This is a genomic window from Pseudomonas fluorescens, assembly GCF_902498065.1.
GTDB classification, from domain to species: domain Bacteria; phylum Pseudomonadota; class Gammaproteobacteria; order Pseudomonadales; family Pseudomonadaceae; genus Aquipseudomonas; species Aquipseudomonas fluorescens_BJ.
Map to the genome: position 1 here is coordinate 73,544 of NZ_CABVIR010000006.1, position 22,734 is coordinate 96,277.

A 22,734-nucleotide genomic window follows, 5' to 3' on the forward strand; every position below is an offset into this window, starting at 1 on the left:
TCGAGTTCCACTATGAGTGCTCTTTCAAAGGAATGGTCCGCGGCCGCTCCAGCCAGGCGCCTTCGCCGTCGGGAACGATTTCGACCACATCGACTTGCGAGCCGCTGATGGCGACGATCCGGCCATCGTTACGTCCCAGGTAATCGCCGACCTTCAACCGATGCACACCGCCCGCCCCGCGCAACAGCGCAAAGGAGCCAGCCGCATTGGAGATCGTGCCGACCATTTCAAACTGCTCGATGTTGAAACCTTCGAGGTACTGCTTGACCCGATCGGGGTCAGGTTTGACATTGCGTGCGCCATGTTTTTGGCCGGCCAGATCAACTCTGACCTGCCGGGAAAACGGGCTTCGCAAGTTAGCCGCGTTATAGGTGAACGTTGGGTAAGACCGGAATGTCGGCGTTGGTTCAATCCTGCCAGGCGCACGCAAACGCATTTCGTTCATGTAAGCGTCGAGATCGCTGAAGTCATTGCCGCCGCCACAGCCAGCCAGGACGGCCAACAGCCCGATCATCGGAAAAAAACGAATCGGGCTCATTTTTGCAGCCCCTTGTCGTTGTAGCGGTAGGTCTTGGCGAGGATGCTCATGCGCAATTTCGGGCCGCCTTCGGGGTTGGCCGGGGCAAGATCGAAGTCATGCAGAGTGACGATCCGCGGCAGCCCGGCCACGCCACTGACGAACGTGGCGAGGTCATGATAGGCGCCGGTGACGGTGATCTGGATCGGCAGTTCAATGTAGAACGGCTGGGTCACCTCTGGCAGCAGCTTGATCTCTTCAAACTCCAACCCGCTCCCGAGGCCGGTCCGGGTGATGTCCTCCAGCAGACCAGGCACTTCGGTGTCGCTGGGCAATTGCCGCAGGAGCACGCCAAAGGAGTTCTCCATTTCCTTCATCTGCTGGGTGTACAGCTCAAGATTCGCCGCCATGTGGGCCTTGGTGGCGAACTGCTCCTTGAGGGTCGACTCTTCCTCGCGCTTGAGTTCAAGTTGACTCTCAAGGTCGCTGATGGAAAAGCTGTAGCCCAGGGCCAGCACCAGAATCATCAGCAGAATACCCGCCAGTGCCTTGATGGTGGGCGGCCAGGACCCCATGTTGTTGGTGTCCAGATCGTTGATGTCGATCTTGCGCAGCCCTTCGATCCATTCGGCCGGCCTCATTGAACGGCCTCCATGGCAGCAGGTTGGGTCTGGCGCACGGTCAACTGAAAAACGTTGGCCTGATCCAGTTGGCCGGCAGTGGTCGCCTTGACCTCTGTCAGGGTGGGCGCATCGAACCAGTCCGATGCATCCAGATTGCGCATCAGGTCGGAAACACGGTTATTGGATTCTGCCGCGCCGGTGATGGACAGGGTTTTACCCTCCATTTTCACCTCGGTGAAATACACCCCATCCGGCAACGTACGCGCCAATTGATCGAAGATCCGCCCGCTGATCGGACGATTGCCCTGCAGGTCCTGAATGATGCGCATGCGTTCGACCAACTGCTGACGCCGGGCCTTGAGGTCGCTGATCTGCTTGATCCGTTCGTCAACCACCGCAATCTGTTTACCGATGTAATCGTTTCGGGCGACCTGTCGGTCTATGGCGTCGTTGATGGCCTGATTCGCGATCAGCACCGCTGCCACAGCGGCCACCAGTGCGCCGACCAGCGCCAGCAAAAAGCGTTTGCGACGTGCGTCCCGCAGCTCTTCGCGCCAAGGTAAAAGGTTGATCCGCGCCATCAGTCGAAACTCCTGAGGGCCAACCCGCAGGCAATCATCAGTGCGGGCGCGTCGCTGGCCAGGGCACCGGCGTTGACTTTGCTGCTCAGGGTCATGTCGGCGAATGGATTGGCCACTTGCGTCGGAGTACCCAGTCGCTCCTCGATCAATCGGTCCAGCCCCGGAACCGAAGCGGTGCCGCCAGCCAACAGGATATGGTCAACCGAAGTGTACTGGCCGGAAGCAAAGAAAAACTGCAACGAACGCGACACTTGCTGCACCAGCGCATCGCGGAAGGGCTGCAACACTTCGCTGACATAATCGTCCGGCAACCCGCCCTGCTTCTTCGCCAGCCCCGCTTGCTCAAGGGTCAGGCCATAACGTCGCTGGATTTCTTCTGTCAGCTGGCGGCCGCCGAACAATTGTTCGCGGGTATAAATGATTTTCCCGTTGCGCAGCACGCTCAGGGTGGTCATGGTCGCGCCGATGTCGACTACGGCGACCGTCAGGTGCTCGCGAGACGCTGCCAGATTCCCGGTCAGCAAGCCGAATGACCGCTCCAGCGCGTAAGCCTCGACATCGACCACGCGCGCCGTCAGGCCGGCCAGTGCGAGCGCCGCTTCACGGACTTCGACGTTTTCCTTGCGACAGGCAGCCAGCAGCACATTGACCCGCTCCGGGTTACGCGCCGACGCGCCCTGCACTTCAAAGTCGATGGCGACTTCATCCAGTGGATAAGGGATGTACTGATCGGCCTCGATCTTCAGCTGGTTTTCCATCTCGTCGTCGGAAAGACCGGCATCCATTTCGATGGTTTTGGTGATGACGGCAGAACCGGCCACGGCGACGGCCACGTTCTTGAGGCTGGTTTTGGCCTTGAGCAGCACGCGTGCGAGGGCCTGACCCACGCCTTCGAGCTCGGCGATATTTTTCTCGACCACCGCACTGGCCGGCAGCGGCTCTACGGCATAAGCCTCGACCCGGTAGCGGTCGCCCTGACGGCTTAGCTCCAGAAGCTTCACCGACGTGGAGCTGATGTCGATCCCCAGAAGCGTATTGGCTTTTTTATTGAAGAGTCCTAGCACTACCAATTCCCTATGACTATCCGTGTCTTACGGACTCTGTAATGTGCGTTGCGTTCAAACCACCCGTCTTGACAGCAGCGCAAATGACGCTCTCGACGGAAAAATGCTTATAATGCCCAGCGTTTTTTTCCGGTTTTTACTGCAAGCGCGGGTCGTTTCCTGTTTATCTGAGCCCTGCTGCCTAATTCATTCTTTGCCCTGGATATCCCAAAGCCTTGATTCGTCTGCTGAAATTTTTCGGTTGGTCCATCGTCGCCGTTTTCTGCGGACTGCTCCTCGGTCTGAGCGGCGCATTTCTTTACCTTAGTCCGGGATTACCATCTGTGGAGGCTCTGAGAAGCATCCAGTTGCAGATTCCATTGCGCGTCTACAGCAGCGACAACAAGTTGATCGCAGAATTTGGCGAAATGCGCCGTACGCCGATCCGTTTCGCCGACATTCCCCCCAATTTCATTAATGCGTTACTAAGTGCTGAAGATGACAATTTCGCCAATCACTACGGCGTCGATCCCAGCAGCCTGATGCGCGCCGCCACCCAGTTGGTCAAAAGCGGACACATCCAGTCCGGCGGCAGCACCATCACCATGCAGGTGGCGAAAAACTTCTTCCTGACCAGCGAACGCAGCTTTTCGCGCAAGACCACTGAAATTCTCCTGGCCCTGCAGATCGAACGACAGCTGACCAAGGATGAGATCCTTGAGCTGTACGTCAACAAAATCTATCTGGGCAACCGGGCCTACGGCATCGAGGCCGCGGCGCAGGTGTATTACGGCAAGTCGATTCGTGATGTCAGCCTGGCGCAGATGGCGATGATCGCCGGCCTGCCGAAAGCCCCGTCACGCTTCAACCCGCTGGCCAATCCGGCCCGCAGCAAGGAGCGCCGTGACTGGATCCTCGGGCGCATGTACAAGCTCGGCAAGATCACCGAGAGCGATTACACCGCCGCGATCAACGAGCCACTGAACGCCAGCTATCACGTGCCGACCCCGGAAGTGAATGCGCCGTACATCGCTGAAATGGCCCGCGCCGAAATGGTCGGCCGCTACGGCAGCGATGCCTACACCGAGGGTTTCCGCGTCACGACCACGGTGCCGAGCAACCTGCAGGAAATGGCCAACACTGCTGTCCACGAAGGCCTGATGACCTACGATCAGCGTCATGGCTATCGCGGCCCTGAGTCACGCCTGCCGGGCAAGACCCGTGAGGCCTGGGCCACCGAGCTGACCAAGCAGCGCACCATCAGCGGCCTGGAACCGGCCATCGTCACGCAGGTCGACAAGAACGGCCTGCAAGTGCTGACCCGTACCGGCGACGAACACATCGGCTGGGACAGCATGAAATGGGCGCGGCCGTTCCTGAACACCAACAGCATGGGCGCCAATCCGAAGCAGCCTGCGGATGTGGCGCAGGTCGGTGATCTGATTCGTGTGCAGCGTCAGCCGGATAATTCGCTGAAATTCAGCCAAATCCCGCAAGCTCAGGGCGCACTGGTCTCCCTTGATCCGCAGAACGGCGCCATTCGTTCGCTGGTCGGCGGTTTCGCCTTCGAGCAGAGCAACTACAACCGTGCCCTGCAGGCCAAGCGCCAGCCAGGCTCGAGTTTCAAACCGTTCGTTTACAGCGCCGCGCTGGATAACGGCTACACCGCCGCCAGCCTGGTGAACGACGCACCGATCGTGTTCGTCGACGAATACTTGGACAAAGTCTGGCGTCCGAAGAACGACACCAACACCTTCCTCGGCCCGATCCGCTTGCGTGAAGGGCTGTACAAGTCGCGCAACCTGGTGTCGATCCGCCTGGTGCAGGCGCTGGGCGTCGATCGCACCATCGACTACATCAGCAAGTTCGGCTTCAACAAGCAGGACCTGCCGCGCAACCTGTCGCTGGCCCTGGGCACCGCGACCCTGACGCCAATGGAAATCGCTACCGGCTGGAGCACATTCGCCAACGGCGGCTTCAAGATCACCCCGTACATCATCGACAAGATCGAAAGCCGCAACGGCGACTCACTGTTCGTCGCCAACCCGCCAAGCGTGCCGAAAGGTGGCGTCGCCCCGGATGGCATTGCCGCCCCCGTCGCCGAAGCCTTTACGGTCAACGCGACGCCGGGCGAGGCTCCGGGCCAACCCGTGCCTCAGGCACCCGCCGTGGCGGAGCGCATTGTCGATGGCCGTACCACTTACATCCTCAACAGCATGCTCGAGGACGTGATCAAACTCGGCACCGGCCGCCGCGCACTGGCCTTGGGGCGCCCCGACATCGCCGGGAAAACCGGTACGACCAACGAATCGAAGGATGCCTGGTTCTCGGGCTACAACGCCGATTACGTGACCACCGTCTGGACCGGTTTCGACCAACCGGAAAGCCTGGGCAAGCGCGAGTTCGGCGGCACCGTCGCCCTGCCGATCTGGATGAATTACATGGGCGCCGCGCTCAAAGACAAGCCGCCACACACGCAGCCAGAGCCGGAAGGCATCCTCAGCCTGCGGGTTGACCCGATCAGTGGACGTGCAGCCTCTCCGGGTACGCCTGGCGCGTACTTCGAGCTGTTCAAGGCCGAAGATACGCCACCGTCGGCGAATGAGCTGGGCAACGGCAATGCGCCAGGCAGCCCGCTGCCAGCGGATGAAGCGGCGCCGATCGATTTGTTCTGATCGCGTAGCCATATGAAAAAGCCCCGCCTTCGAGAGAAGTGCGGGGCATTTTATTGCCTGCAGGTTTTGCGTCGTCTTTGCGGGCGATGCAAAACCCGCAGATGCAAAAAGGCCCCGACTCATTACAAGTCGGGGCCTTTGATTGAAGCGCTACAACGGCTTAGCCGTTGAACACATCATCCACGCTTTTCAGCGGGTAGTTCTTCGGATACGGCAGGGTTGCCACGCCGGTCTCGATCGCAGCCTTGGCCACGGCATCGGAGATCAGGGTGATCAGACGGGCATCCATTGGTTTCGGGATGATGTACTCACGACCGAATTCCAGTTTGATGCCGCCGTAGGCGTCGCAGACTTCCTGAGGAACCGGCAGTTTGGCCAGTTCACGCAGGGCGTTGGCCGCGGCCACTTTCATTTCTTCGTTGATGCGCTTGGCGCGAACGTCCAGGGCACCACGGAAGATGAACGGGAAGCCGAGCACGTTGTTGACCTGGTTCGGGTAGTCCGAACGGCCGGTCGCCATGATCACGTCGTCACGGGTGGCGTGCGCCAGCTCCGGGGCGATTTCCGGATCAGGGTTCGAGCACGCGAACACGATCGGGTTGGCCGCCATGGACTTCAGGCCTTCAGCGCTGAGCAGGTTCGGGCCGGACAGGCCAACGAACACGTCCGCGCCTTGCAGGGCATCTGCCAGGGTGCGCTTGTCGGTCGCGTGAGCGAAGACAGCCTTGTACTGGTTCAGGTCGTCACGGCCGGAGTGGATCACACCGGTACGGTCAACCATGTAGATGTTTTCGATGTTGGCGCCCATGCTCACCAGCAACTTCATGCAGGAGATGGCAGCCGCACCAGCGCCCAGGCAGACGATCTTGGCGTCAGCAAGGGTTTTGCCAGCGATTTCCAGGGCGTTGATCATGCCGGCCGCAGTTACGATTGCGGTGCCGTGCTGGTCATCGTGGAACACCGGAATGTTGCACTGCTCGATCAGAGCGCGTTCGATCTCAAAGCACTCAGGTGCCTTGATGTCTTCCAGGTTGATGCCACCGAAGGTGATGGAGATGCGCTTGACGGTGTCGATGAAGGCTTGCGGGCTTTCGGAGTCGACTTCGATGTCGAAAACGTCGATGCCGGCGAAGCGCTTGAACAGCACGCCTTTACCTTCCATCACTGGCTTGGAAGCCAATGGACCGAGGTTACCCAGGCCCAGAATCGCGGTGCCATCGGAAATGACTGCAACCAGGTTGCCTTTGCCGGTGTATTTGTAGGCCAGTTCAGGGTCGCGAGCGATTTCGCGTACTGGTTCGGCTACGCCGGGGCTGTAGGCCAGCGACAGGTCGCGGGCGGTAGCGGTGGCCTTGGTGAGCTCGACACTCAGCTTACCTGGACGAGGATGGGCGTGATATTCGAGAGCGGCAGTTTTCAAATCAGACATGGGGGCATTCCGCTTTTACTGTTGGACAGACTGGTCAGCGAGGATACGCGCCTCGCAAAGTCCCCACAAGACTGACCAGTCACCCCTGTCAAGCGCCCGGCCCTACGACTTTGGGCCAAGAGCCACGGAACACAAGGGATAGACTGTTCACAATCGACATAAAAAATGTCTACAATTTTTTATCAAGGCACCGCTTGCAACATCGCCGGATCGGTCAAGGGCAGGAGCCATCGCGCCTGCCCCGGTTTCAAACCGCCACGGCGGGAACGGTCCACGACCCAGCCACGCGCCTCGATCTGCTTGCCCTTCAGGCGTTCCAGCGCCGGGACGTCGAACTGCCCCAGTAAATTGGGTGCAACCCGCAGTACAAGCGAATCCTGCAACTCGATCCAAACGCCGCCGCGATTGCGCTGAACCCTGCTCACACGCCCGCTGACCACAGCGAAGCCAGACGTGTTGATCTGCTCCGCTTTCAGTACAGGCGACTGGCGCCACACCCCGAGCCCCGCTTGCCGCGCACTGCGTTCCGCCGCCTGCTGACAGGTGACCAGATCAACATTTGGCGCGACCGCCACCTGAAAACCGAGCCCTTCTGCGAGCATCTGCGCTTCGAGGTTGGCCCCCTCGGCGCCATAAACATGCGCCAGGGTGCGACCGTAGTGATCCTTGCTCTCTTTACCGAGGAGCACACCCACCCGCCCGCCGCTGGCAGCCACCAAGGCTTCCAGACGCTTGCGCGCCGCCACGGCGAACGGCTCGTCGGAGCGGCCCTGCTTGCCCAGCTCGGGCGTGTTCAAGCCGATCATGCGCACGCTGCGGCCATCGCTCAGGCGCAATGTGTCGCCATCCACCACGCGTTGCACCGCGACCGACGCCAGCCCACTTGGCACCGGACAGAAGGCCTGGGCGCCCGAGAGCCAAATTGCGGACACAAAAAAGGCGCCCGCAAGGGACGCCTTTTTCATTAGCAAGGTAAAGCCCATGGGGCTTTCGAACCTTACTCTGCTGCAGCAGCAGGTTTCTTGCCGAAAGCACCGAAACGGTCTGCAAAGCGCTGTACACGGCCGCCGGTATCCAGAGTCTTCTGCTTACCGGTGTAGAACGGGTGGCACTCGTTGCATACGTCGATCGCCAGAGGCTTGGCCAGGTTCGAACGAGTTTCGAACTTGTTGCCACAGCTGCAGGTAACTGCGGTGATTTCGTATGTTGGATGGATATCAGCTTTCATCGTGTCTTCCTCGGGCTGCGTGCCGCCACCCAACACTATTGTTGAATACCGCACGTAATTAGGCCGCGGATTCTACCAGACAATCTCAATCACGCAAGCTGTCGCTGAGACCGACCGTCTGCTAGGCTCCCGGCCTTCTTCGCCGCTCCATCATCGAGAAAATCATCGCGTGCCCGACGCCATTTTGCGCCTCGCCCTGCCTTCGCCCCTGCGCCGCCTGTTCGATTATCGCGCCCCGGCCGGGGTCCTGCGCGACCAGTTGCAGCCCGGTATGCGCCTGCGGGTGCCGTTCGGCCGGCGGGAGATGATCGGGATTCTGGTGGAGGTCACCGACACCAGTGAAGTCCCGGCAGAAAAACTCAAACCGGCCCTGGCCCTGCTCGACGCCACGCCGCCCTTGCCCCCCGCATTGTTCAAGCTATGCCTGTGGACCTCCCAGTATTATCAGCACAGCCTCGGCGACACCCTGAGCTGGGCGCTGCCGGTGTTGTTGCGTCAGGGTGAGCTGGCCGAAGCGCGCCAGGAACGTTTCTGGTCCGCCGCGCCTGGCGCCAGCCTCGATGACCCGCGTATCGCCCGAGCCCCGCGTCAGCGCGAGGCGTTGGCAACCCTGGCCCAGCATCCTCACGGCGTCGCCCATCAGTTGCTGAGCAAACTGATGCTGAGCAAGGACAGCCTCGACCTGCTGCTGGCCAAGGATCTGGTGCAAGTGGAGATCCGCAAGCACGCCCCCGGCGCACGTCACGAGCATTGGCTGGCGCAACCGGAGTTGCCGCTCAACCCTGAGCAACGCACCGCCTACGAAGCGATTCGCGCCGGGTTCGACAGTTATCACGCATTCTTGCTGGCCGGGGTCACCGGCAGCGGCAAGACCGAAGTCTATTTGCAGCTGATCCGTGAAACCCTCGAAGCCGGGAAGCAAGCGCTGGTGTTGATCCCGGAGATCAACCTCGGCCCGCAAACCCTTGCGCGCTTCGAACAACGCTTCAATGCACGAATTGCGCTGATCCACTCGGCGGTCAACGACCGCGAGCGCCTTGAAGCCTGGCTCGCCGCTCGGGATGGCGACGCCGACATTATTATCGGCACCCGTTCGGCGCTGTTCACGCCCATGAAAAATCCCGGCCTGATCATCATCGACGAAGAGCACGACGGCTCCTATAAACAGCAGGAAGGCCTGCGCTATCACGCCCGCGACCTGGCATTGGTGCGCGCGCGGCAGGAAAACATCCCGATCGTGCTCGGCTCCGCCACGCCTTCGCTGGAAAGCCTGCACAACGCCTACACCGGGCGGTACGGCCTCCTACGTCTGAACGAGCGTGCGGGCGGCGCCAAGCAGCCGCGTTTCCTGCGTCTGGATGTGAAAAGTCGCCCGCTCGACAGCGGCATTTCCGGGCCGATGCAGCAAGCCATTGGCCAGACACTCGCGGCCGGACAGCAAGTTTTGGTGTTCCTCAACCGTCGAGGATTCGCACCGACACTGCTGTGCCACGATTGCGGCTGGATGTCCGAATGCCAGCGCTGCGATGCGCGGATGACCGTGCACCAACGCTCCGGCGAACTGCGTTGCCACCATTGCGGCTACGTCGAACGCGTGCCCCGGCACTGTCCGAAGTGCGGCAAAGTGGATTTGCGGCCGGTGGGCGCCGGCACCGAGCGCGCCGAAGAACGCCTGGCCATTCTGTTCCCGGATGTTCCGGTGTTGCGGGTCGACCGCGACAGCACGTCGCGCAAAGACGCGATGAATCAGTTGTTCGCAACCATTCAGAAGGGGCACCCGTGCATTCTCGTGGGCACGCAGATGCTTGCCAAAGGGCATCACTTTCCACGGGTGACGCTGGTGTCGATTCTCGATGCGGACGGTGGCTTGTTCTCCGGCGACTTCCGCGCCAGCGAGCGCATGGCGCAATTGATCGTGCAGGTCGCCGGCCGTGCAGGCCGGGCCGAAGAGCCGGGAAAAGTGATTATCCAGACCCATCTGGCGGACCATCCGCTGCTGGTGCAATTGACCGAGCAAGGCTATTTCGCCTTCGCCGAGCAGGCGCTGAGCGAGCGGCGCTCTGCCGGTTTGCCGCCGTTTGCGCACCTGGCGCTGCTGCGTGCGGAAGCACATAAACCGGGGCAAGCCGAAGGTTTTCTGGATGAGGCGTGCAGCGAGGCGGAACGCTTGCTGGCCGAACAGAGTCTGACCGGGATCGAATTGCTCGGGCCGGTGCCGGCGCCAATGGAACGGCGGGCCGGGCGTTATCGCGCGCAGTTGTTGTTGCAGGCAACGGCTCGGGCGCCGCTGCACCGGCTACTGGCCAGTTGGTTGCTGGCGCTGGAGCAGATGCCGAGCGGGCGGGCGGTGCGCTGGTCGCTGGATGTCGATCCCGTCGATTTGTATTGATTGGAAGATCGTCATCGCGGGCAAGCCCGCTCCCACAGGTTTTGCGCAATCCCTGTGGGAGCGGGCTTGCCCGCGATGGCGGCCGAATCGTCACCACATATCCATAACCTGGCCGCTATAGTTGGCAAGCCCGCGTTCGCAACGGATAATGCCCAGTTTTTCCACCAGCGCATCGAAGCGCCGCCGCGCTTGCGGTCGAAAGAGAAGACCATGAAAGACACCATTCGCCAGCTGATCCAACAAGCCATCACCCAACTCGTCAACGAAGGTGTGTTGCCTGAAGGCCTGTCGCCGGCGATCCAGGTGGAAAACTCCCGCGACAAGAAGAACGGCGATTTCGCCAGCAACATTGCCATGATGCTGGCCAAACCTGCAGGCATGAAGCCGCGGGATCTGGCCGAGAAAATCATCGCCGCACTGCCGGCCGACGAAAACGTCACCAAGACCGAAATCGCCGGCCCTGGCTTCCTGAACTTCTTCCAGAACACCCAGGCCCTGGCCACTCGCCTCGACGCCGCTTTGGCTGACGCGCACGTCGGCGTACGCAAGGCCGGCCCGGTGCAGCGCACGGTTGTCGACCTGTCCGCACCGAACCTGGCAAAAGAGATGCACGTCGGTCATTTGCGCTCGACCATCATCGGCGACGGCGTGGCCCGCGTGCTGGAATTTCTCGGCGACGAAGTGATCCGCCAGAACCACGTTGGCGACTGGGGCACCCAGTTCGGCATGCTGATGGCGTATCTGCAGGAAAACCCGATCACCAGCGACGAGCTGTCGGACCTGGAAAACTTCTACCGCGCCGCCAAGCAACGCTTCGACGAATCCGAAGAGTTTGCCGATCGCGCCCGTGGCCTGGTGGTCAAGCTGCAAGCCGGCGACCCGGACTGCCTGGCGCTGTGGACCAAGTTCAAGGACATCTCGCTGTCCCACTGCCAGAAAATCTACGAACTGTTGAACGTCAAACTGACCATGGCCGACGTGATGGGTGAAAGTGCCTACAACGACGACCTGATCAACGTGGTCAACGACCTCAAGGCCGCCGGCATGCTCGTCGAGAGCAACGGCGCGCAGTGCGTGTTCCTCGACGAATTCAAGAACGCCGACGGCGACCCGCTGCCAGTGATCATCGTCAAGGCTGATGGCGGCTACCTCTACGCCACCACTGACCTGGCGGCCGTGCGTTATCGCAGCGGCAAGCTCAAGGCTGATCGTGCGCTGTACTTTGTCGATCAGCGCCAGGCCCTGCACTTCCAGCAAGTGTTCGCCGTTGCTCGCAAGGCCGGCTTCGTGACGCACCCGATGGAAATGGAGCACATGGGTTTCGGCACCATGAACGGCGCCGATGGCCGCCCGTTCAAGACCCGTGATGGCGGCACCGTGAAGCTGATCGACCTGCTGACCGAAGCCCAGGAACGCGCCTACACCCTGGTGAAGGACAAGAACCCGGAGCTGGCCGAGGCCGAGTTGCGCAACATCGCCAAGGTCGTGGGCATTGGCGCGGTAAAATACGCCGACCTGTCCAAGCACCGCACCAGCGATTACAGCTTCAACTTCGACCTGATGCTGAACTTCGAAGGCAACACCGCGCCGTACCTGCTGTATGCCTACACTCGCGTGGCCGGAGTGTTCCGCAAGCTTGGCAAGGACTTCAGCGAAGTCGAAGGCCAGATCGTTCTTGAAGCCGTGCATGAGCATGAACTGGCGGCCAAACTCGCGCAATTTGGCGAAATCCTGAACAACGTGTCCGAGAAAGGCACGCCGCACATCCTCTGCACCTACTTGTACGACGTTGCCGGCCTGTTCTCCAGTTTCTACGAGAACTGCCCGATCCTCAGCGCTGAAACCCCGGCGCAAATGCAAAGCCGCCTGCGCCTCGCCGCGCTGACCGGCCGCACTCTCAAGCAAGGCCTGGAACTCTTGGGTCTGGAAACTCTGGAGCGTATGTAAGTTGGCTGCCAAGAAAAAACCTGCACCCAAGCGTGGCGCCAGCCGTTACCAAGCTCCTGCAAAGCAACCGATTCCGGGCTGGCTGTGGATGGCCATCGGCCTGACGGTCGGCGCGTTCATTGTGTTTTTGATGAAGCTGGAACCGGGCAAGGGCAGCGAGAGCGTCAAGCGCGAGAAGATCGAGCAGCAGAAAGCCACCAAGATCGCCGAGGCTAACAAGACCCCGCCGAGCCCGACGCAACCGGTGAAGCCGAAGTACGACTTCTACACTTTGCTGCCGGAATCGGAAGTGATCGTGCCGCCGGATGCCGTGCCGGAGAAAACTCCGCCGACGCCGGCTGTACCGACCACGCCGGTAACCCCGGCAGAAGCAGCGAAGATCGACACCGCTCGCGCTCAGGCGGCATTGGCTGGCATCACTCCACCGCCGCCACCGCCCGTGGCCAAGGCAGCGCCGGTAACCAAGTTCTTCCTGCAGGCTGGCTCGTTCCGCAAGGAAGCCGATGCGGACAAGGTGCGCGCGCAGATCATTTTGCTGGGTCAGGCGGTGGCGGTTGAGTCCGGCACGGTGAAGGACGAGACCTGGTATCGGGTGTTGGTCGGGCCGTTCAGCAATCGCGAACAGCTGACCACCGCACAGAAACAATTGTCCGGCGCCGGGTTTAGCAACCTGCTGTTACAACAACGCCAGAACCGTTAACACCAACCGCTTCGCGGTTGATCGCCAGCAAGCCGGCTCCTACAGGATTTACACAACCTCTTGCAGGATCCGGCTTGCTGGCGATGGCGTCAGACCAAACCACACAGCCTTCCCCGCGCAACACCGCTCGTCCCCTCTCCCGCCCCGCAGTTGAAAAACGCTCCACCACCCCCATATGTGTTGGCATAAGGCATTTTCGCCCCGCTGCGTGGAGACTCTCACTTGACCACCATCGTTTCAGTTCGCCGCCACGGCAAAGTCGTCATGGGCGGCGACGGCCAGGTTTCTCTCGGCAATACCGTGATGAAAGGCAACGCGAAGAAAGTTCGCCGCCTGTACCACGGTCAGGTGATCGCCGGTTTTGCCGGGGCCACCGCTGACGCCTTCACCCTCTTCGAGCGCTTCGAAGGCCAGCTCGAGAAACATCAGGGCCACCTGGTTCGTGCCGCCGTCGAACTTGCCAAAGAATGGCGCACCGACCGCTCCCTCAGCCGCCTCGAAGCCATGCTCGCGGTCGCCAATAAAGACGCGTCCCTGATCATCACCGGCAACGGCGACGTGGTCGAACCCGAAGAAGGCCTGATCGCCATGGGTTCCGGTGGCGGTTACGCCCAGGCCGCCGCCAGCGCGCTGCTGAAGAAAACCGATCTGTCGGCCCGCGAAATCGTCGAAACCGCGCTCGGCATCGCCGGCGACATCTGCGTATTCACCAACCACACCTTCACCATTGAGGAGCAGGACCTCGCCGAGTAAGCCTGTTCCGGCCTTAGCGCCACAGCTCACTTTTGCTTGAGGACCGCCAATTACTATGTCCATGACTCCCCGTGAAATCGTCCACGAACTCAATCGCCATATCATCGGCCAGGACGATGCCAAACGCGCCGTCGCCATCGCGCTGCGTAACCGCTGGCGCCGGATGCAACTGCCGGAAGAGCTGCGCGTTGAAGTAACACCCAAGAACATCCTGATGATCGGCCCGACCGGTGTCGGTAAAACCGAGATCGCCCGTCGCCTGGCCAAACTGGCCAACGCGCCGTTCATCAAAGTCGAAGCGACCAAGTTCACCGAAGTCGGCTACGTTGGCCGCGACGTCGAATCGATCATTCGTGACCTCGCCGACGCCGCCATCAAGCTGCTGCGCGAACAGGAAATGACCAAGGTTCGCCACCGTGCCGAAGACGCCGCCGAAGAGCGCATCCTCGACGCCCTGCTGCCACCGGCGCGCATGGGCTTCAACACCGATGACGCCCCTTCGGCCGATTCCAACACCCGCCAGTTGTTCCGCAAGCGCCTGCGCGAAGGCCAGCTGGATGACAAGGAGATCGAAATCGAAGTCGCCGAAGTGGCCGGCGTCGATATCTCCGCGCCACCGGGCATGGAAGAAATGACCAATCAGTTGCAGAGCCTGTTCGCCAACATGGGCAAGGGCAAACGCAAGAGCCGCAAGCTCAAGGTCAAGGAAGCGCTGAAACTGGTTCGTGACGAAGAAGCGAGCCGCCTGGTCAACGATGAAGAGTTGAAGGCCAAGGCGCTTGAAGCCGTCGAGCAGCACGGCATCGTGTTCATCGACGAAATCGACAAGGTCGCCAAGCGCGGCAATTCCGGTGGCGTCGACGTGTCCCGTGAAGGCGTGCAGCGCGACCTGCTGCCGCTGATCGAGGGCTGCACCGTCAATACCAAACTGGGCATGGTCAAGACTGACCACATCCTGTTCATCGCCTCCGGTGCGTTCCACCTGAGCAAGCCGAGCGATCTGGTGCCTGAACTGCAAGGCCGTCTGCCGATCCGTGTCGAGCTGAAGGCGCTGACGCCTGAAGACTTCGAGCGCATTCTCAGCGAGCCGCATGCGTCGCTCACCGAGCAATACTGCGCACTGCTGAAAACCGAAGGCCTGGCCATCGAGTTCCAACCGGACGGCATCAAGCGCATCGCCGAGATCGCCTGGCAGGTCAACGAGAAGACCGAGAACATCGGTGCCCGTCGCCTGCATACCTTGCTTGAGCGTCTGCTTGAGGAGGTGTCGTTCAGCGCCGGCGACCTGGCCAGCGCCCATGACGGCAAGGTGATCCTGATCGACGCCGACTACGTCAACAGCCACCTGGGCGAATTGGCGCAGAACGAAGACCTGTCCCGTTATATCCTGTAGGTCATGTGAGACCTGTGTAGGAGCCGGCTTGCCGGCGGTGGGGACCTTGAGATCGCCATCGCTGGCAAGCCAGCTCCTACAAGGGACCGCGAGAGTTCCACACTGACGGACATCAGGTCATGACCCAACTCCCCACCGACATCAAACTGCACAAAGCCTCGAAAACCCTGTCGCTGAAATACGCGTCCGGCGAGGAACATCACCTGCCCGCCGAGTTCCTGCGCGTGCACTCCCCTTCCGCCGAGGTCCAGGGCCACGGCAAACCTATCCTGCAATTTGGCAAGATCGGCGTAGGCCTGACCAAAGTAGAACCGGCCGGTCAGTACGCACTGAAATTGACCTTCGACGACGGCCACGACAGCGGCCTGTTCACTTGGGACTACCTGTACCAGTTAGGCGTGCGTCAGGAGGATCTCTGGAACGATTATCTTGCCGAACTGAAAGCGGCCGGAAAGACCCGCGACCCTAGCGAATCTGTCGTCAAGCTGATGCTCTAACCCGCGCCTTTTGCGCATTAGAAGGCATTTTCTAATTTCATCTGTTTGAATGCTTGGCCGCGAGGCCAGTCATTGGCCTGCTTGCGAAAAAAATTAAACTCGGGTAACCAATGGAGCTGGCAAGTTCCCTGCAGTGCTCTCTGAACTAAAAAGCAGCGATGCAGAATTATCGGTCACCCGAGCAGTAGTACCTGGCATTGGCTGTGTGACTACACGGCTGGACTCAGGTACTCGTCTCAGGACAATGGAGCGTCGTAGATGAGTAACAAGAATAACGATGACTTGAAGTATCAAGCCTCGGAAAACACCTTGGGGCTTAATCCTGTCGTTGGGCTGCGCGGAAAGGATCTGCTGGCTTCTGCTCGGATGGTGCTCAGGCAGGCCATCAAACAACCAATTCACAGTGCCAAGCATGTCGCTCATTTCGGCCTCGAACTGAAGAATGTGCTGTTCGGCAAATCCGAGTTGCTGCCGACCAGCGATGACCGTCGCTTCGCCGATCCGGCCTGGAGCCAGAACCCGCTCTACAAACGTTATCTGCAAACCTACCTGGCGTGGCGCAAGGAACTCCACGACTGGATCGACGACAGTAACCTGGGGCCCAAGGACACGGCACGCGGGCATTTCGTGATCAACCTCATGACCGAAGCCATGGCCCCGACCAACAGTGCGGCCAACCCGGCGGCGGTCAAACGCTTCTTCGAAACCGGTGGCAAGAGCCTGCTCGACGGCCTCTCGCACCTGGCCAAGGATCTGGTAAATAACGGCGGCATGCCGAGCCAGGTCAACATGGGCGCCTTCGAGGTTGGCAAGAGCCTGGGCGTGACCGAAGGTGCGGTGGTTTTCCGCAACGACGTGCTGGAGCTGATCCAGTACCGGCCGACCACCGAGCAAGTGCACGAGCGCCCGTTGCTGGTGGTTCCGCCGCAGATCAACAAGTTTTATGTATTCGACCTGAGCCCGGACAAAAGCCTGGCGCGTTTCTGCCTGCGCAATCACGTGCAGACGTTCATCGTCAGCTGGCGCAACCCGACCAAGGAGCAACGCGAGTGGGGTCTGTCGACCTACATCGAAGCGCTCAAGGAAGCGGTCGATGTGGTCACAGCGATCACCGGCAGCAAAGACGTGAACATGCTCGGCGCCTGCTCCGGCGGCATCACCTGCACCGCGCTGCTGGGCCACTACGCGGCGATCGGCGAGAACAAGGTCAACGCCCTGACGCTGCTGGTCAGCGTGCTGGACACCACCCTGGACAGCGACGTGGCCCTGTTCGTCGACGAGCAGACCCTCGAAGCCGCCAAGCGCCACTCCTATCAGGCCGGTGTGCTGGAAGGCCGCGACATGGCGAAAGTCTTCGCCTGGATGCGCCCCAACGATTTGATCTGGAACTACTGGGTGAACAACTACCTGCTCGGCAACGAGCCGCCAGTGTTCGACATCCTGTTCTGGAACAACGACACCACCCGATTGCCCGCTGCGTTCCACGGCGACCTGATCGAGATGTTCAAAAACAATCCGCTGATCCGCCCGGATGCACTGGAAGTGTGCGGCACGCCGATCGACCTGAAGCAGGTCACGGCCGACATCTTTTCCCTGGCCGGCACCAACGACCACATCACTCCTTGGAAGTCCTGCTACAAGTCGGCGCAACTGTTCGGCGGCAAGGTTGAGTTTGTGCTGTCCAGCAGCGGGCATATCCAGAGCATTCTGAACCCCCCGGGCAATCCGAAATCGCGCTACATGACAAGCGTTGAGATGCCGTTGAAGGCTGAGGACTGGCAGGAAAATTCCACCAAGCACACCGATTCCTGGTGGCTGCACTGGCAAGCCTGGCAGGCCGAGCGTTCGGGCGAACTGAAAAAATCTCCGACAAAACTGGGCAGCAAGGCTTATCCCGCGGGCGAAGCAGCGCCGGGCACTTATGTACACGAGCGGTAACTGACACACCCCGATCCGCTGCAGGAGCTGAGCCTGCTCAGCGCCTGCAGCGGATCGGGATAATTAACCCACAGGGCTTGAAGCATGCCGCAACCGTTCATTTTTCGTACCGTCGACCTGGATGGCCAGACCCTCCGCACGGCAGTACGCCCCGGCAAGCCTCACTTGACGCCCTTGCTGATTTTCAACGGCATCGGCGCCAACCTTGAGCTGGTGTTTCCGTTCGTCGCGGCGCTGGACCCGGACCTCGAAGTCATCGCTTTCGACGTGCCCGGTGTCGGCGGTTCGTCGACGCCGAACCGGCCCTATCGTTTTCCGGGCCTGGCCAAGCTCACGGCGCGGATGCTCGACTATCTCGATTACGGGCAAGTGAACGTGATCGGCGTGTCGTGGGGCGGCGCCCTCGCCCAGCAGTTTGCTTACGACTACCCCGAGCGCTGCAAGAAACTGGTGCTGGCGGCGACCGCGGCGGGTGCGGTGATGGTGCCGGGCAAACCAAAAGTGCTGTGGATGATGGCCAGCCCACGGCGTTACATCCAGCCGTCTCACGTGATCCGCATTGCGCCGATGATCTACGGCGGCTCGTTCCGTCGCGATCCGACACTGGCGGCCAGCCATGCGGCAAAGGTACGTTCGGCGGGCAAGCTTGGTTACTACTGGCAGCTGTTCGCCGGGCTCGGCTGGACCAGCATTCACTGGCTGCACAAGATCAACCAGCCGACGCTGGTACTGGCCGGCGACGATGACCCGCTGATCCCTTTGATCAACATGCGCATGTTGGCCTGGCGGATTCCCAATGCCCAGTTGCACATCATCGATGACGGGCACCTGTTCCTGATCACGCGCGCCGAGGCCGTGGCGCCGATCATCATGAAGTTTCTCGAGGAAGAACGGCAGCGCGCCGTGATGCATCCGCATCCGTCGCCATTGGGCGGTTAACCGGCACATTGTCAGTCGGCAGGACGCCGCGCCGCGCAACAACCCGCTACAGCGTCTATGGTGTTCTGGTTCGGTGTGTTTGTATTTGGCCTGAAGACGAAGGAGTGTTGAGTCATGCGCGAGAAGCCAGCGAGGGAATCTTTACCCACTCCCGCCGCGTTCATCAACGCACAGAGTGCGATTACCGGCCTGCGTGGTCGGGATTTGCTGTCGACCCTGCGCAGCGTTGCCGCCCATGGTTTGCGCAACCCGGTACACAGCGCCCGCCATGCGTTGAAGCTGGGCGGTCAACTGGGGCGGGTGTTGCTGGGCGAAACCCTGCACCCGACCAACCCCAACGACAGTCGCTTCGCTGACCCGGCCTGGAGCCTCAACCCGTTTTATCGCCGAAGCTTGCAGGCTTACCTGAGTTGGCAGAAGCAGGTCAAAAGCTGGATCGACGAAAGCAACATGAACCCGGATGATCGCGCCCGCGCGCACTTCGCGTTCGCCTTGCTCAATGATGCGGTGTCACCGTCCAACACCCTGCTCAACCCGCTGGCGATCAAGGAAATCTTCAACTCCGGCGGCAACAGCCTTGTGCGTGGCATCAGTCATCTGGTCGATGATTTCCTGCACAACGACGGCCTGCCCAGGCAAGTCACCAAACAGGCATTCGAGGTCGGCAAGACCGTCGCCACCACCACCGGCTCCGTGGTGTTTCGCAATGAGCTGCTGGAGCTGATCCAGTACAAGCCGATGAGCGAAAAGCAGTATTCCAAACCGCTGCTGGTGGTGCCGCCACAGATCAACAAGTACTACATTTTCGACCTGAGCCCGAGCAACAGCTTCGTCCAGTTCGCCCTGAAAAACGGCCTGCAGACCTTCATGATCAGTTGGCGCAACCCGGATGTGCGTCATCGCGAATGGGGCCTATCGACGTACGTCGAAGCCGTCGAAGAAGCGATGAATGTGTGCCGGGCGATTACCGGTGCCCGGGAAGTGAATCTGATGGGCGCTTGCGCCGGCGGGCTGACCATCGCCGCGCTGCAAGGCCATTTGCAAGCCAAACGGCAGTTGCGCCGGGTATCCAGCGCAACCTATCTGGTGAGCCTGCTCGACAGTCAGATGGAGAGCCCCGCGACCCTGTTCGCCGACGAACAGACCCTGGAAGCGGCCAAACGTCGGTCGTATCAGAAAGGCGTACTGGATGGCCGAGACATGGCCAAGGTCTTCGCCTGGATGCGCCCCAACGATTTGATCTGGAGCTACTTCGTCAACAACTACCTGTTGGGCAAGGAGCCGCCGGCGTTCGACATCCTCTATTGGAACAACGACAACACGCGTCTGCCGGCGGCCTTTCACGGCGACCTGCTGGACTTCTTCAAGCACAACCCGCTGAGTCATCCGGGCGGCCTGGAAGTGTGCGGCACGCCGATCGATTTGCAGAAAGTCACGGTCGACAGCTTCAGCGTGGCCGGCATCAACGACCACATCACCCCATGGGATGCGGTGTATCGCTCGACGCTGCTACTGGGTGGCGAGCGGCGCTTCGTGCTGTCCAATAGCGGTCATGTGCAGAGCATCCTCAACCCGCCTTCCAACCCGAAAGCCAATTTCATCGAAAGCACGAAACTGAGCGGCGATCCCCGGGCCTGGTATTACGACGCCAAGCAAGTCGACGGCAGTTGGTGGACGCAGTGGCTGGGCTGGATTCAGGAACGCTCGGGCGCACAGAAAGAAACCCACATGGCGCTCGGCAACCAGAACTATCCACCGATGGAGGCGGCACCCGGTACTTACGTGCGCGTGCGCTGACGCTCAACACACCACGGCCGGCATCGACCGTGGCATGACCTGATCATTAAGAAGACTGGATGAAAACCCGCGACCGGATCCTCGAATGTGCCCTGCAGTTGTTTAACCAGAAGGGCGAACCGAACGTCTCCACCATGGAAGTTGCCAACGAAATGGGCATCAGCCCGGGCAACCTCTACTACCACTTCCACGGCAAGGAACCGCTGATTCTCGGGTTGTTCGAGCGCTTCCAGGCGGAGCTCGCGCCGCTGCTCGATCCGCCGTCCGACGTAGAACTGGCCCCTGAAGACTATTGGCTGTTTCTGCATTTGATCGTCGAGCGCCTGGCTCATTATCGGTTTCTGTTCCAGGACCTGTCGAACCTCGCCGGGCGACTGCCGAAACTGGCCAAAGGAATACGCAATCTGCTCAATGCGCTGAAGCGCACGCTGGCGTCATTGCTCGCGCGGCTGAAGGCTCAGGGGCAGTTGGTCAGCGACACCCAGGCGTTGGGGCAATTGGTGGAACAGATCACCATGACGTTGCTGTTCTCGCTGGATTATCAGCGGATTCTGGATCGCGAGGGCGAGGTGAGGCTGGTGGTGTATCAGATCATGATGCTGGTGGCACCGCACTTGTTGCCGCCGATCAAAGTGGCGACCGAGCAACTGGCGTTGCAGTATCTTGAAGAACACGAATAACCCCTGAACACCGCGGCCCTTGTGGGAGCTAGCCTGCTAGCGATAGCGATTTATTCGTCGACATTGTTGTTGACTGATGAACCGCTATCGCTAGCAGGCTAGCCCCCACAGGGGGCCGCGGTGTTTGCAGAACCGTGCACAAACAAAAACGCCCGACCTTTGCAGGCCGGGCGTTTTTTTGAGCCCTGAAATCAGGACTGACTGGTTGGCGTCGATGGAGCTGGCGCGGCAGTCGGGGATGCAACAGGGGTCGGCGCGGTAGCAGAGTTCGAAGTGCTGACCGGAGTCGACGGGGCTGCCGGTTTGGCGGCCGCCACTGCTGGTTTTGGAGCAGCGGCTTTCGGCGCTGCCGGTTTTTTCACTGCAGGCTTTTTCGCTGCAGCAGATTTTGCTGCCGGCTTGGCTGCCGGTTTGGCGGCTGCGGTTTTCGCTGCAGGCTTGGCAGCTGGTTTAGCTGCGGCTTTGGCGGCGACCGGTTTGGCCGCTGGCTTGGCTGCTGCTGACTTGGCTGCTGCAGGTTTTGCTGCGGCCGTTTTGGCAGCCGGCTTGGCCGCTGCTTTCGCGGCGGGTTTGGCAGCCGGCTTGGCGGCAGCTTTTACCAGTGGCTTGGCAGCGGTTTTGGTCGCTGGTTTGGCGGCGGCGGTTTTCGCCGCAACTGGCGCAACCTTGGCGCCGGTGAGTTTTTCGATTTGCTTGGTCAGGGTATCGACCTTGCTGTGCAGCGCTTTCACTTCATTACGGCTCGGTACACCCAAGCGCGAAATGGCGCTGTTCAGGCGCTTGTCGAAAGCCCCTTCCAGCTCATCCCACTTGCCCAGCGCACGATCTTTCACGCCAGTGATGCGCGATTTTGCCGAGGAAGCGGAGTCCTTGACGTCATCGACTTTCTTGCCGACAGCGCTCTTGGTGAGCTTCTCTGCTTTCTCGCCGTCTTTGACCAATGTATCGAAGAGCTTGCTGCCGTCAGTGTCGATCTTCGAGTACACGCCTAAACCAGCCAGCCAGATTTTGCGGGAGTAGTCTTCGACTTTCCCGATCCACGAGCTGCCTTCTTTTTCGGTGTTCTTTTTACCAGCCATCCCGTTCTCCTTAAGATTTACGCGCGACGCGTTCGAGCAATGCCGTCAACTCATCGAGCTTAGCAGACAGTGTCTCAACGTCATGTTTAGACGGAATGCCGATACGATTCAAGGCACTTGCAACACGCGAGTCAAAAGCCTTCTCGACCTTGTCGAGTTGAACTTCGACCTTGCCTTTGAAGGTACTCACTTCGCTCTTGGCTTCATCGATCTCGGCGTTAGCGGCTTCAAGTTTCTCGGCAACTACCTTTTTGCCTTTCTTTTCAACAGCTTGACCTTCTTTGATCAACTCTTGAAAGTATTCGCTGCCCTCTTGGCCGACCTTGGCGTAGGCACCCAGGCCTGCCAGCCAGATCTTGCGGGCATAGGATTTGACGTCGCTCAGAGCGGTTGTCGAAGCGTCGATTTTTTTCTTCAAAATAACTTTGGCCATGGTGCACCTCACGCGCAAAAGGTTTGAGGAACTGCCCGCGAAAGTGTCGGGCTCATGCACAAAGTAGGGAGAAAAATTAGAAACGGCACCCTA

20 protein-coding genes are annotated in these 22,734 nt (G+C 60.3%); 11 read left to right on the forward strand and 9 right to left on the reverse strand.

Annotated elements, in window-relative coordinates:
• Positions 1 to 10: 10 nt before the first annotated feature.
• Genes F8N43_RS20570 through F8N43_RS20585 form a run of 4 tightly spaced genes read right to left on the reverse strand, consistent with a single transcriptional unit; the run spans position 11 to position 2,785 of the window.
• The gene (locus tag F8N43_RS20570; RefSeq protein WP_150654276.1) at positions 11 to 538 is read right to left on the reverse strand and encodes a pilus assembly protein PilP; all 528 of its coding nucleotides are present in this window, start codon (positions 536 to 538) and stop codon (positions 11 to 13) included.
• Positions 535 to 1,158 carry a type 4a pilus biogenesis protein PilO gene (gene pilO, locus F8N43_RS20575; protein WP_150632723.1) on the reverse strand — a complete coding sequence of 208 codons (624 nt, stop codon included), beginning with the start codon at positions 1,156 to 1,158 and terminating at the stop codon, positions 535 to 537. Before pilO ends, F8N43_RS20570 begins: the two co-directional genes overlap by 4 nt.
• Complete coding sequence (locus tag F8N43_RS20580; RefSeq protein ID WP_150632724.1) at positions 1,155 to 1,721, reverse strand: PilN domain-containing protein; 567 nt, start codon at positions 1,719 to 1,721, stop codon at positions 1,155 to 1,157. Before F8N43_RS20580 ends, pilO begins: the two co-directional genes overlap by 4 nt.
• Entirely contained in the window at positions 1,721 to 2,785 is a 1,065-nt protein-coding gene (locus F8N43_RS20585) for a pilus assembly protein PilM (RefSeq protein ID WP_150632725.1), read from the reverse strand. Before F8N43_RS20585 ends, F8N43_RS20580 begins: the two co-directional genes overlap by 1 nt.
• A gap of 218 nt (positions 2,786 to 3,003) precedes the next feature.
• Here F8N43_RS20585 and F8N43_RS20590 point away from each other — a divergent pair, with 218 nt between their 5' ends.
• Entirely contained in the window at positions 3,004 to 5,439 is a 2,436-nt protein-coding gene (locus F8N43_RS20590) for a penicillin-binding protein 1A (RefSeq protein WP_412071042.1), read from the forward strand.
• A 160-nt stretch (positions 5,440 to 5,599) separates the two neighbouring features.
• Here F8N43_RS20590 and F8N43_RS20595 read toward each other — a convergent pair whose 3' ends face one another.
• From F8N43_RS20595 to rpmE, 3 genes are all read right to left on the reverse strand, one after another.
• The gene (locus tag F8N43_RS20595; RefSeq protein WP_150654277.1) at positions 5,600 to 6,868 is read right to left on the reverse strand and encodes a malic enzyme-like NAD(P)-binding protein; all 1,269 of its coding nucleotides are present in this window, start codon (positions 6,866 to 6,868) and stop codon (positions 5,600 to 5,602) included.
• A 182-nt stretch (positions 6,869 to 7,050) separates the two neighbouring features.
• Positions 7,051 to 7,851, reverse strand: a complete 801-nt coding sequence (locus tag F8N43_RS20600; RefSeq protein ID WP_150632727.1) for a thermonuclease family protein — start codon at positions 7,849 to 7,851, stop codon at positions 7,051 to 7,053.
• Positions 7,852 to 7,865: 14 nt separating this feature from the next.
• Positions 7,866 to 8,096, reverse strand: coding sequence for a 50S ribosomal protein L31 (gene rpmE / locus F8N43_RS20605; RefSeq protein ID WP_017336116.1), 231 nt, complete (start codon positions 8,094 to 8,096; stop codon positions 7,866 to 7,868).
• A gap of 169 nt (positions 8,097 to 8,265) precedes the next feature.
• Here rpmE and F8N43_RS20610 point away from each other — a divergent pair, with 169 nt between their 5' ends.
• The 10 genes from F8N43_RS20610 to F8N43_RS20655 all read left to right on the forward strand — a co-directional run bounded on the left by F8N43_RS20610 (position 8,266) and on the right by F8N43_RS20655 (position 21,129).
• Positions 8,266 to 10,485 (forward strand): primosomal protein N', encoded by a 2,220-nt coding sequence (locus tag F8N43_RS20610; protein WP_150654278.1) that lies wholly within the window; start codon positions 8,266 to 8,268, stop codon positions 10,483 to 10,485.
• A gap of 210 nt (positions 10,486 to 10,695) precedes the next feature.
• Positions 10,696 to 12,432 carry an arginine--tRNA ligase gene (gene argS, locus F8N43_RS20615; RefSeq protein ID WP_150632729.1) on the forward strand — a complete coding sequence of 579 codons (1,737 nt, stop codon included), beginning with the start codon at positions 10,696 to 10,698 and terminating at the stop codon, positions 12,430 to 12,432.
• A 1-nt stretch (position 12,433) separates the two neighbouring features.
• On the forward strand, positions 12,434 to 13,132 hold the full coding sequence (locus tag F8N43_RS20620) for an SPOR domain-containing protein (RefSeq protein WP_084322549.1): 699 nt from the start codon (positions 12,434 to 12,436) through the stop codon (positions 13,130 to 13,132).
• 222 nt (positions 13,133 to 13,354) lie between these two features.
• Positions 13,355 to 13,885 (forward strand): ATP-dependent protease subunit HslV, encoded by a 531-nt coding sequence (gene hslV / locus F8N43_RS20625; RefSeq protein WP_007899242.1) that lies wholly within the window; start codon positions 13,355 to 13,357, stop codon positions 13,883 to 13,885.
• 55 nt (positions 13,886 to 13,940) lie between these two features.
• A complete protein-coding gene (hslU, locus tag F8N43_RS20630) occupies positions 13,941 to 15,278 on the forward strand; it encodes an ATP-dependent protease ATPase subunit HslU (protein WP_150632730.1) in 1,338 nt (445 codons plus the stop codon).
• Between the two features lie 119 nt (positions 15,279 to 15,397).
• On the forward strand, positions 15,398 to 15,775 hold the full coding sequence (locus tag F8N43_RS20635) for a gamma-butyrobetaine hydroxylase-like domain-containing protein (RefSeq protein ID WP_150632731.1): 378 nt from the start codon (positions 15,398 to 15,400) through the stop codon (positions 15,773 to 15,775).
• A gap of 258 nt (positions 15,776 to 16,033) precedes the next feature.
• The gene (gene phaC / locus F8N43_RS20640) at positions 16,034 to 17,713 is read left to right on the forward strand and encodes a class II poly(R)-hydroxyalkanoic acid synthase (RefSeq protein ID WP_150632732.1); all 1,680 of its coding nucleotides are present in this window, start codon (positions 16,034 to 16,036) and stop codon (positions 17,711 to 17,713) included.
• 84 nt (positions 17,714 to 17,797) lie between these two features.
• Positions 17,798 to 18,652 carry a poly(3-hydroxyalkanoate) depolymerase gene (gene phaZ, locus F8N43_RS20645; protein WP_150632733.1) on the forward strand — a complete coding sequence of 285 codons (855 nt, stop codon included), beginning with the start codon at positions 17,798 to 17,800 and terminating at the stop codon, positions 18,650 to 18,652.
• A gap of 114 nt (positions 18,653 to 18,766) precedes the next feature.
• Entirely contained in the window at positions 18,767 to 20,449 is a 1,683-nt protein-coding gene (gene phaC, locus F8N43_RS20650; protein WP_150632734.1) for a class II poly(R)-hydroxyalkanoic acid synthase, read from the forward strand.
• 59 nt (positions 20,450 to 20,508) lie between these two features.
• Entirely contained in the window at positions 20,509 to 21,129 is a 621-nt protein-coding gene (locus F8N43_RS20655; RefSeq protein WP_150632735.1) for a TetR/AcrR family transcriptional regulator, read from the forward strand.
• Between the two features lie 191 nt (positions 21,130 to 21,320).
• Here the strand turns inward: F8N43_RS20655 and F8N43_RS20660 are convergent, their stop codons facing one another.
• Both F8N43_RS20660 and F8N43_RS20665 read right to left on the reverse strand, forming a co-directional pair.
• Positions 21,321 to 22,208, reverse strand: a complete 888-nt coding sequence (locus F8N43_RS20660) for a phasin family protein (protein WP_150654279.1) — start codon at positions 22,206 to 22,208, stop codon at positions 21,321 to 21,323.
• A gap of 10 nt (positions 22,209 to 22,218) precedes the next feature.
• Positions 22,219 to 22,641, reverse strand: a complete 423-nt coding sequence (locus F8N43_RS20665; protein WP_150632737.1) for a phasin family protein — start codon at positions 22,639 to 22,641, stop codon at positions 22,219 to 22,221.
• Positions 22,642 to 22,734: the final 93 nt, after the last annotated feature.

Coding starts and splice junctions, on each gene's coding strand:
- argS (WP_150632729.1), top strand. CDS start 10,696: ATGAAAGACACCATTCGCCAGCTGATCCAACAAGCCATCACCCAACTC.
- F8N43_RS20665 (WP_150632737.1), bottom strand. CDS start 22,641: ATGGCCAAAGTTATTTTGAAGAAAAAAATCGACGCTTCGACAACCGCT.
- F8N43_RS20635 (WP_150632731.1), top strand. CDS start 15,398: ATGACCCAACTCCCCACCGACATCAAACTGCACAAAGCCTCGAAAACC.
- pilO (WP_150632723.1), bottom strand. CDS start 1,158: ATGAGGCCGGCCGAATGGATCGAAGGGCTGCGCAAGATCGACATCAAC.
- phaC (WP_150632732.1), top strand. CDS start 16,034: ATGAGTAACAAGAATAACGATGACTTGAAGTATCAAGCCTCGGAAAAC.
- rpmE (WP_017336116.1), bottom strand. CDS start 8,096: ATGAAAGCTGATATCCATCCAACATACGAAATCACCGCAGTTACCTGC.
- F8N43_RS20595 (WP_150654277.1), bottom strand. CDS start 6,868: ATGTCTGATTTGAAAACTGCCGCTCTCGAATATCACGCCCATCCTCGT.
- phaC (WP_150632734.1), top strand. CDS start 18,767: ATGCGCGAGAAGCCAGCGAGGGAATCTTTACCCACTCCCGCCGCGTTC.
- F8N43_RS20570 (WP_150654276.1), bottom strand. CDS start 538: ATGAGCCCGATTCGTTTTTTTCCGATGATCGGGCTGTTGGCCGTCCTG.
- F8N43_RS20660 (WP_150654279.1), bottom strand. CDS start 22,208: ATGGCTGGTAAAAAGAACACCGAAAAAGAAGGCAGCTCGTGGATCGGG.
- F8N43_RS20580 (WP_150632724.1), bottom strand. CDS start 1,721: ATGGCGCGGATCAACCTTTTACCTTGGCGCGAAGAGCTGCGGGACGCA.
- F8N43_RS20655 (WP_150632735.1), top strand. CDS start 20,509: ATGAAAACCCGCGACCGGATCCTCGAATGTGCCCTGCAGTTGTTTAAC.
- phaZ (WP_150632733.1), top strand. CDS start 17,798: ATGCCGCAACCGTTCATTTTTCGTACCGTCGACCTGGATGGCCAGACC.
- hslU (WP_150632730.1), top strand. CDS start 13,941: ATGTCCATGACTCCCCGTGAAATCGTCCACGAACTCAATCGCCATATC.
- F8N43_RS20600 (WP_150632727.1), bottom strand. CDS start 7,851: ATGGGCTTTACCTTGCTAATGAAAAAGGCGTCCCTTGCGGGCGCCTTT.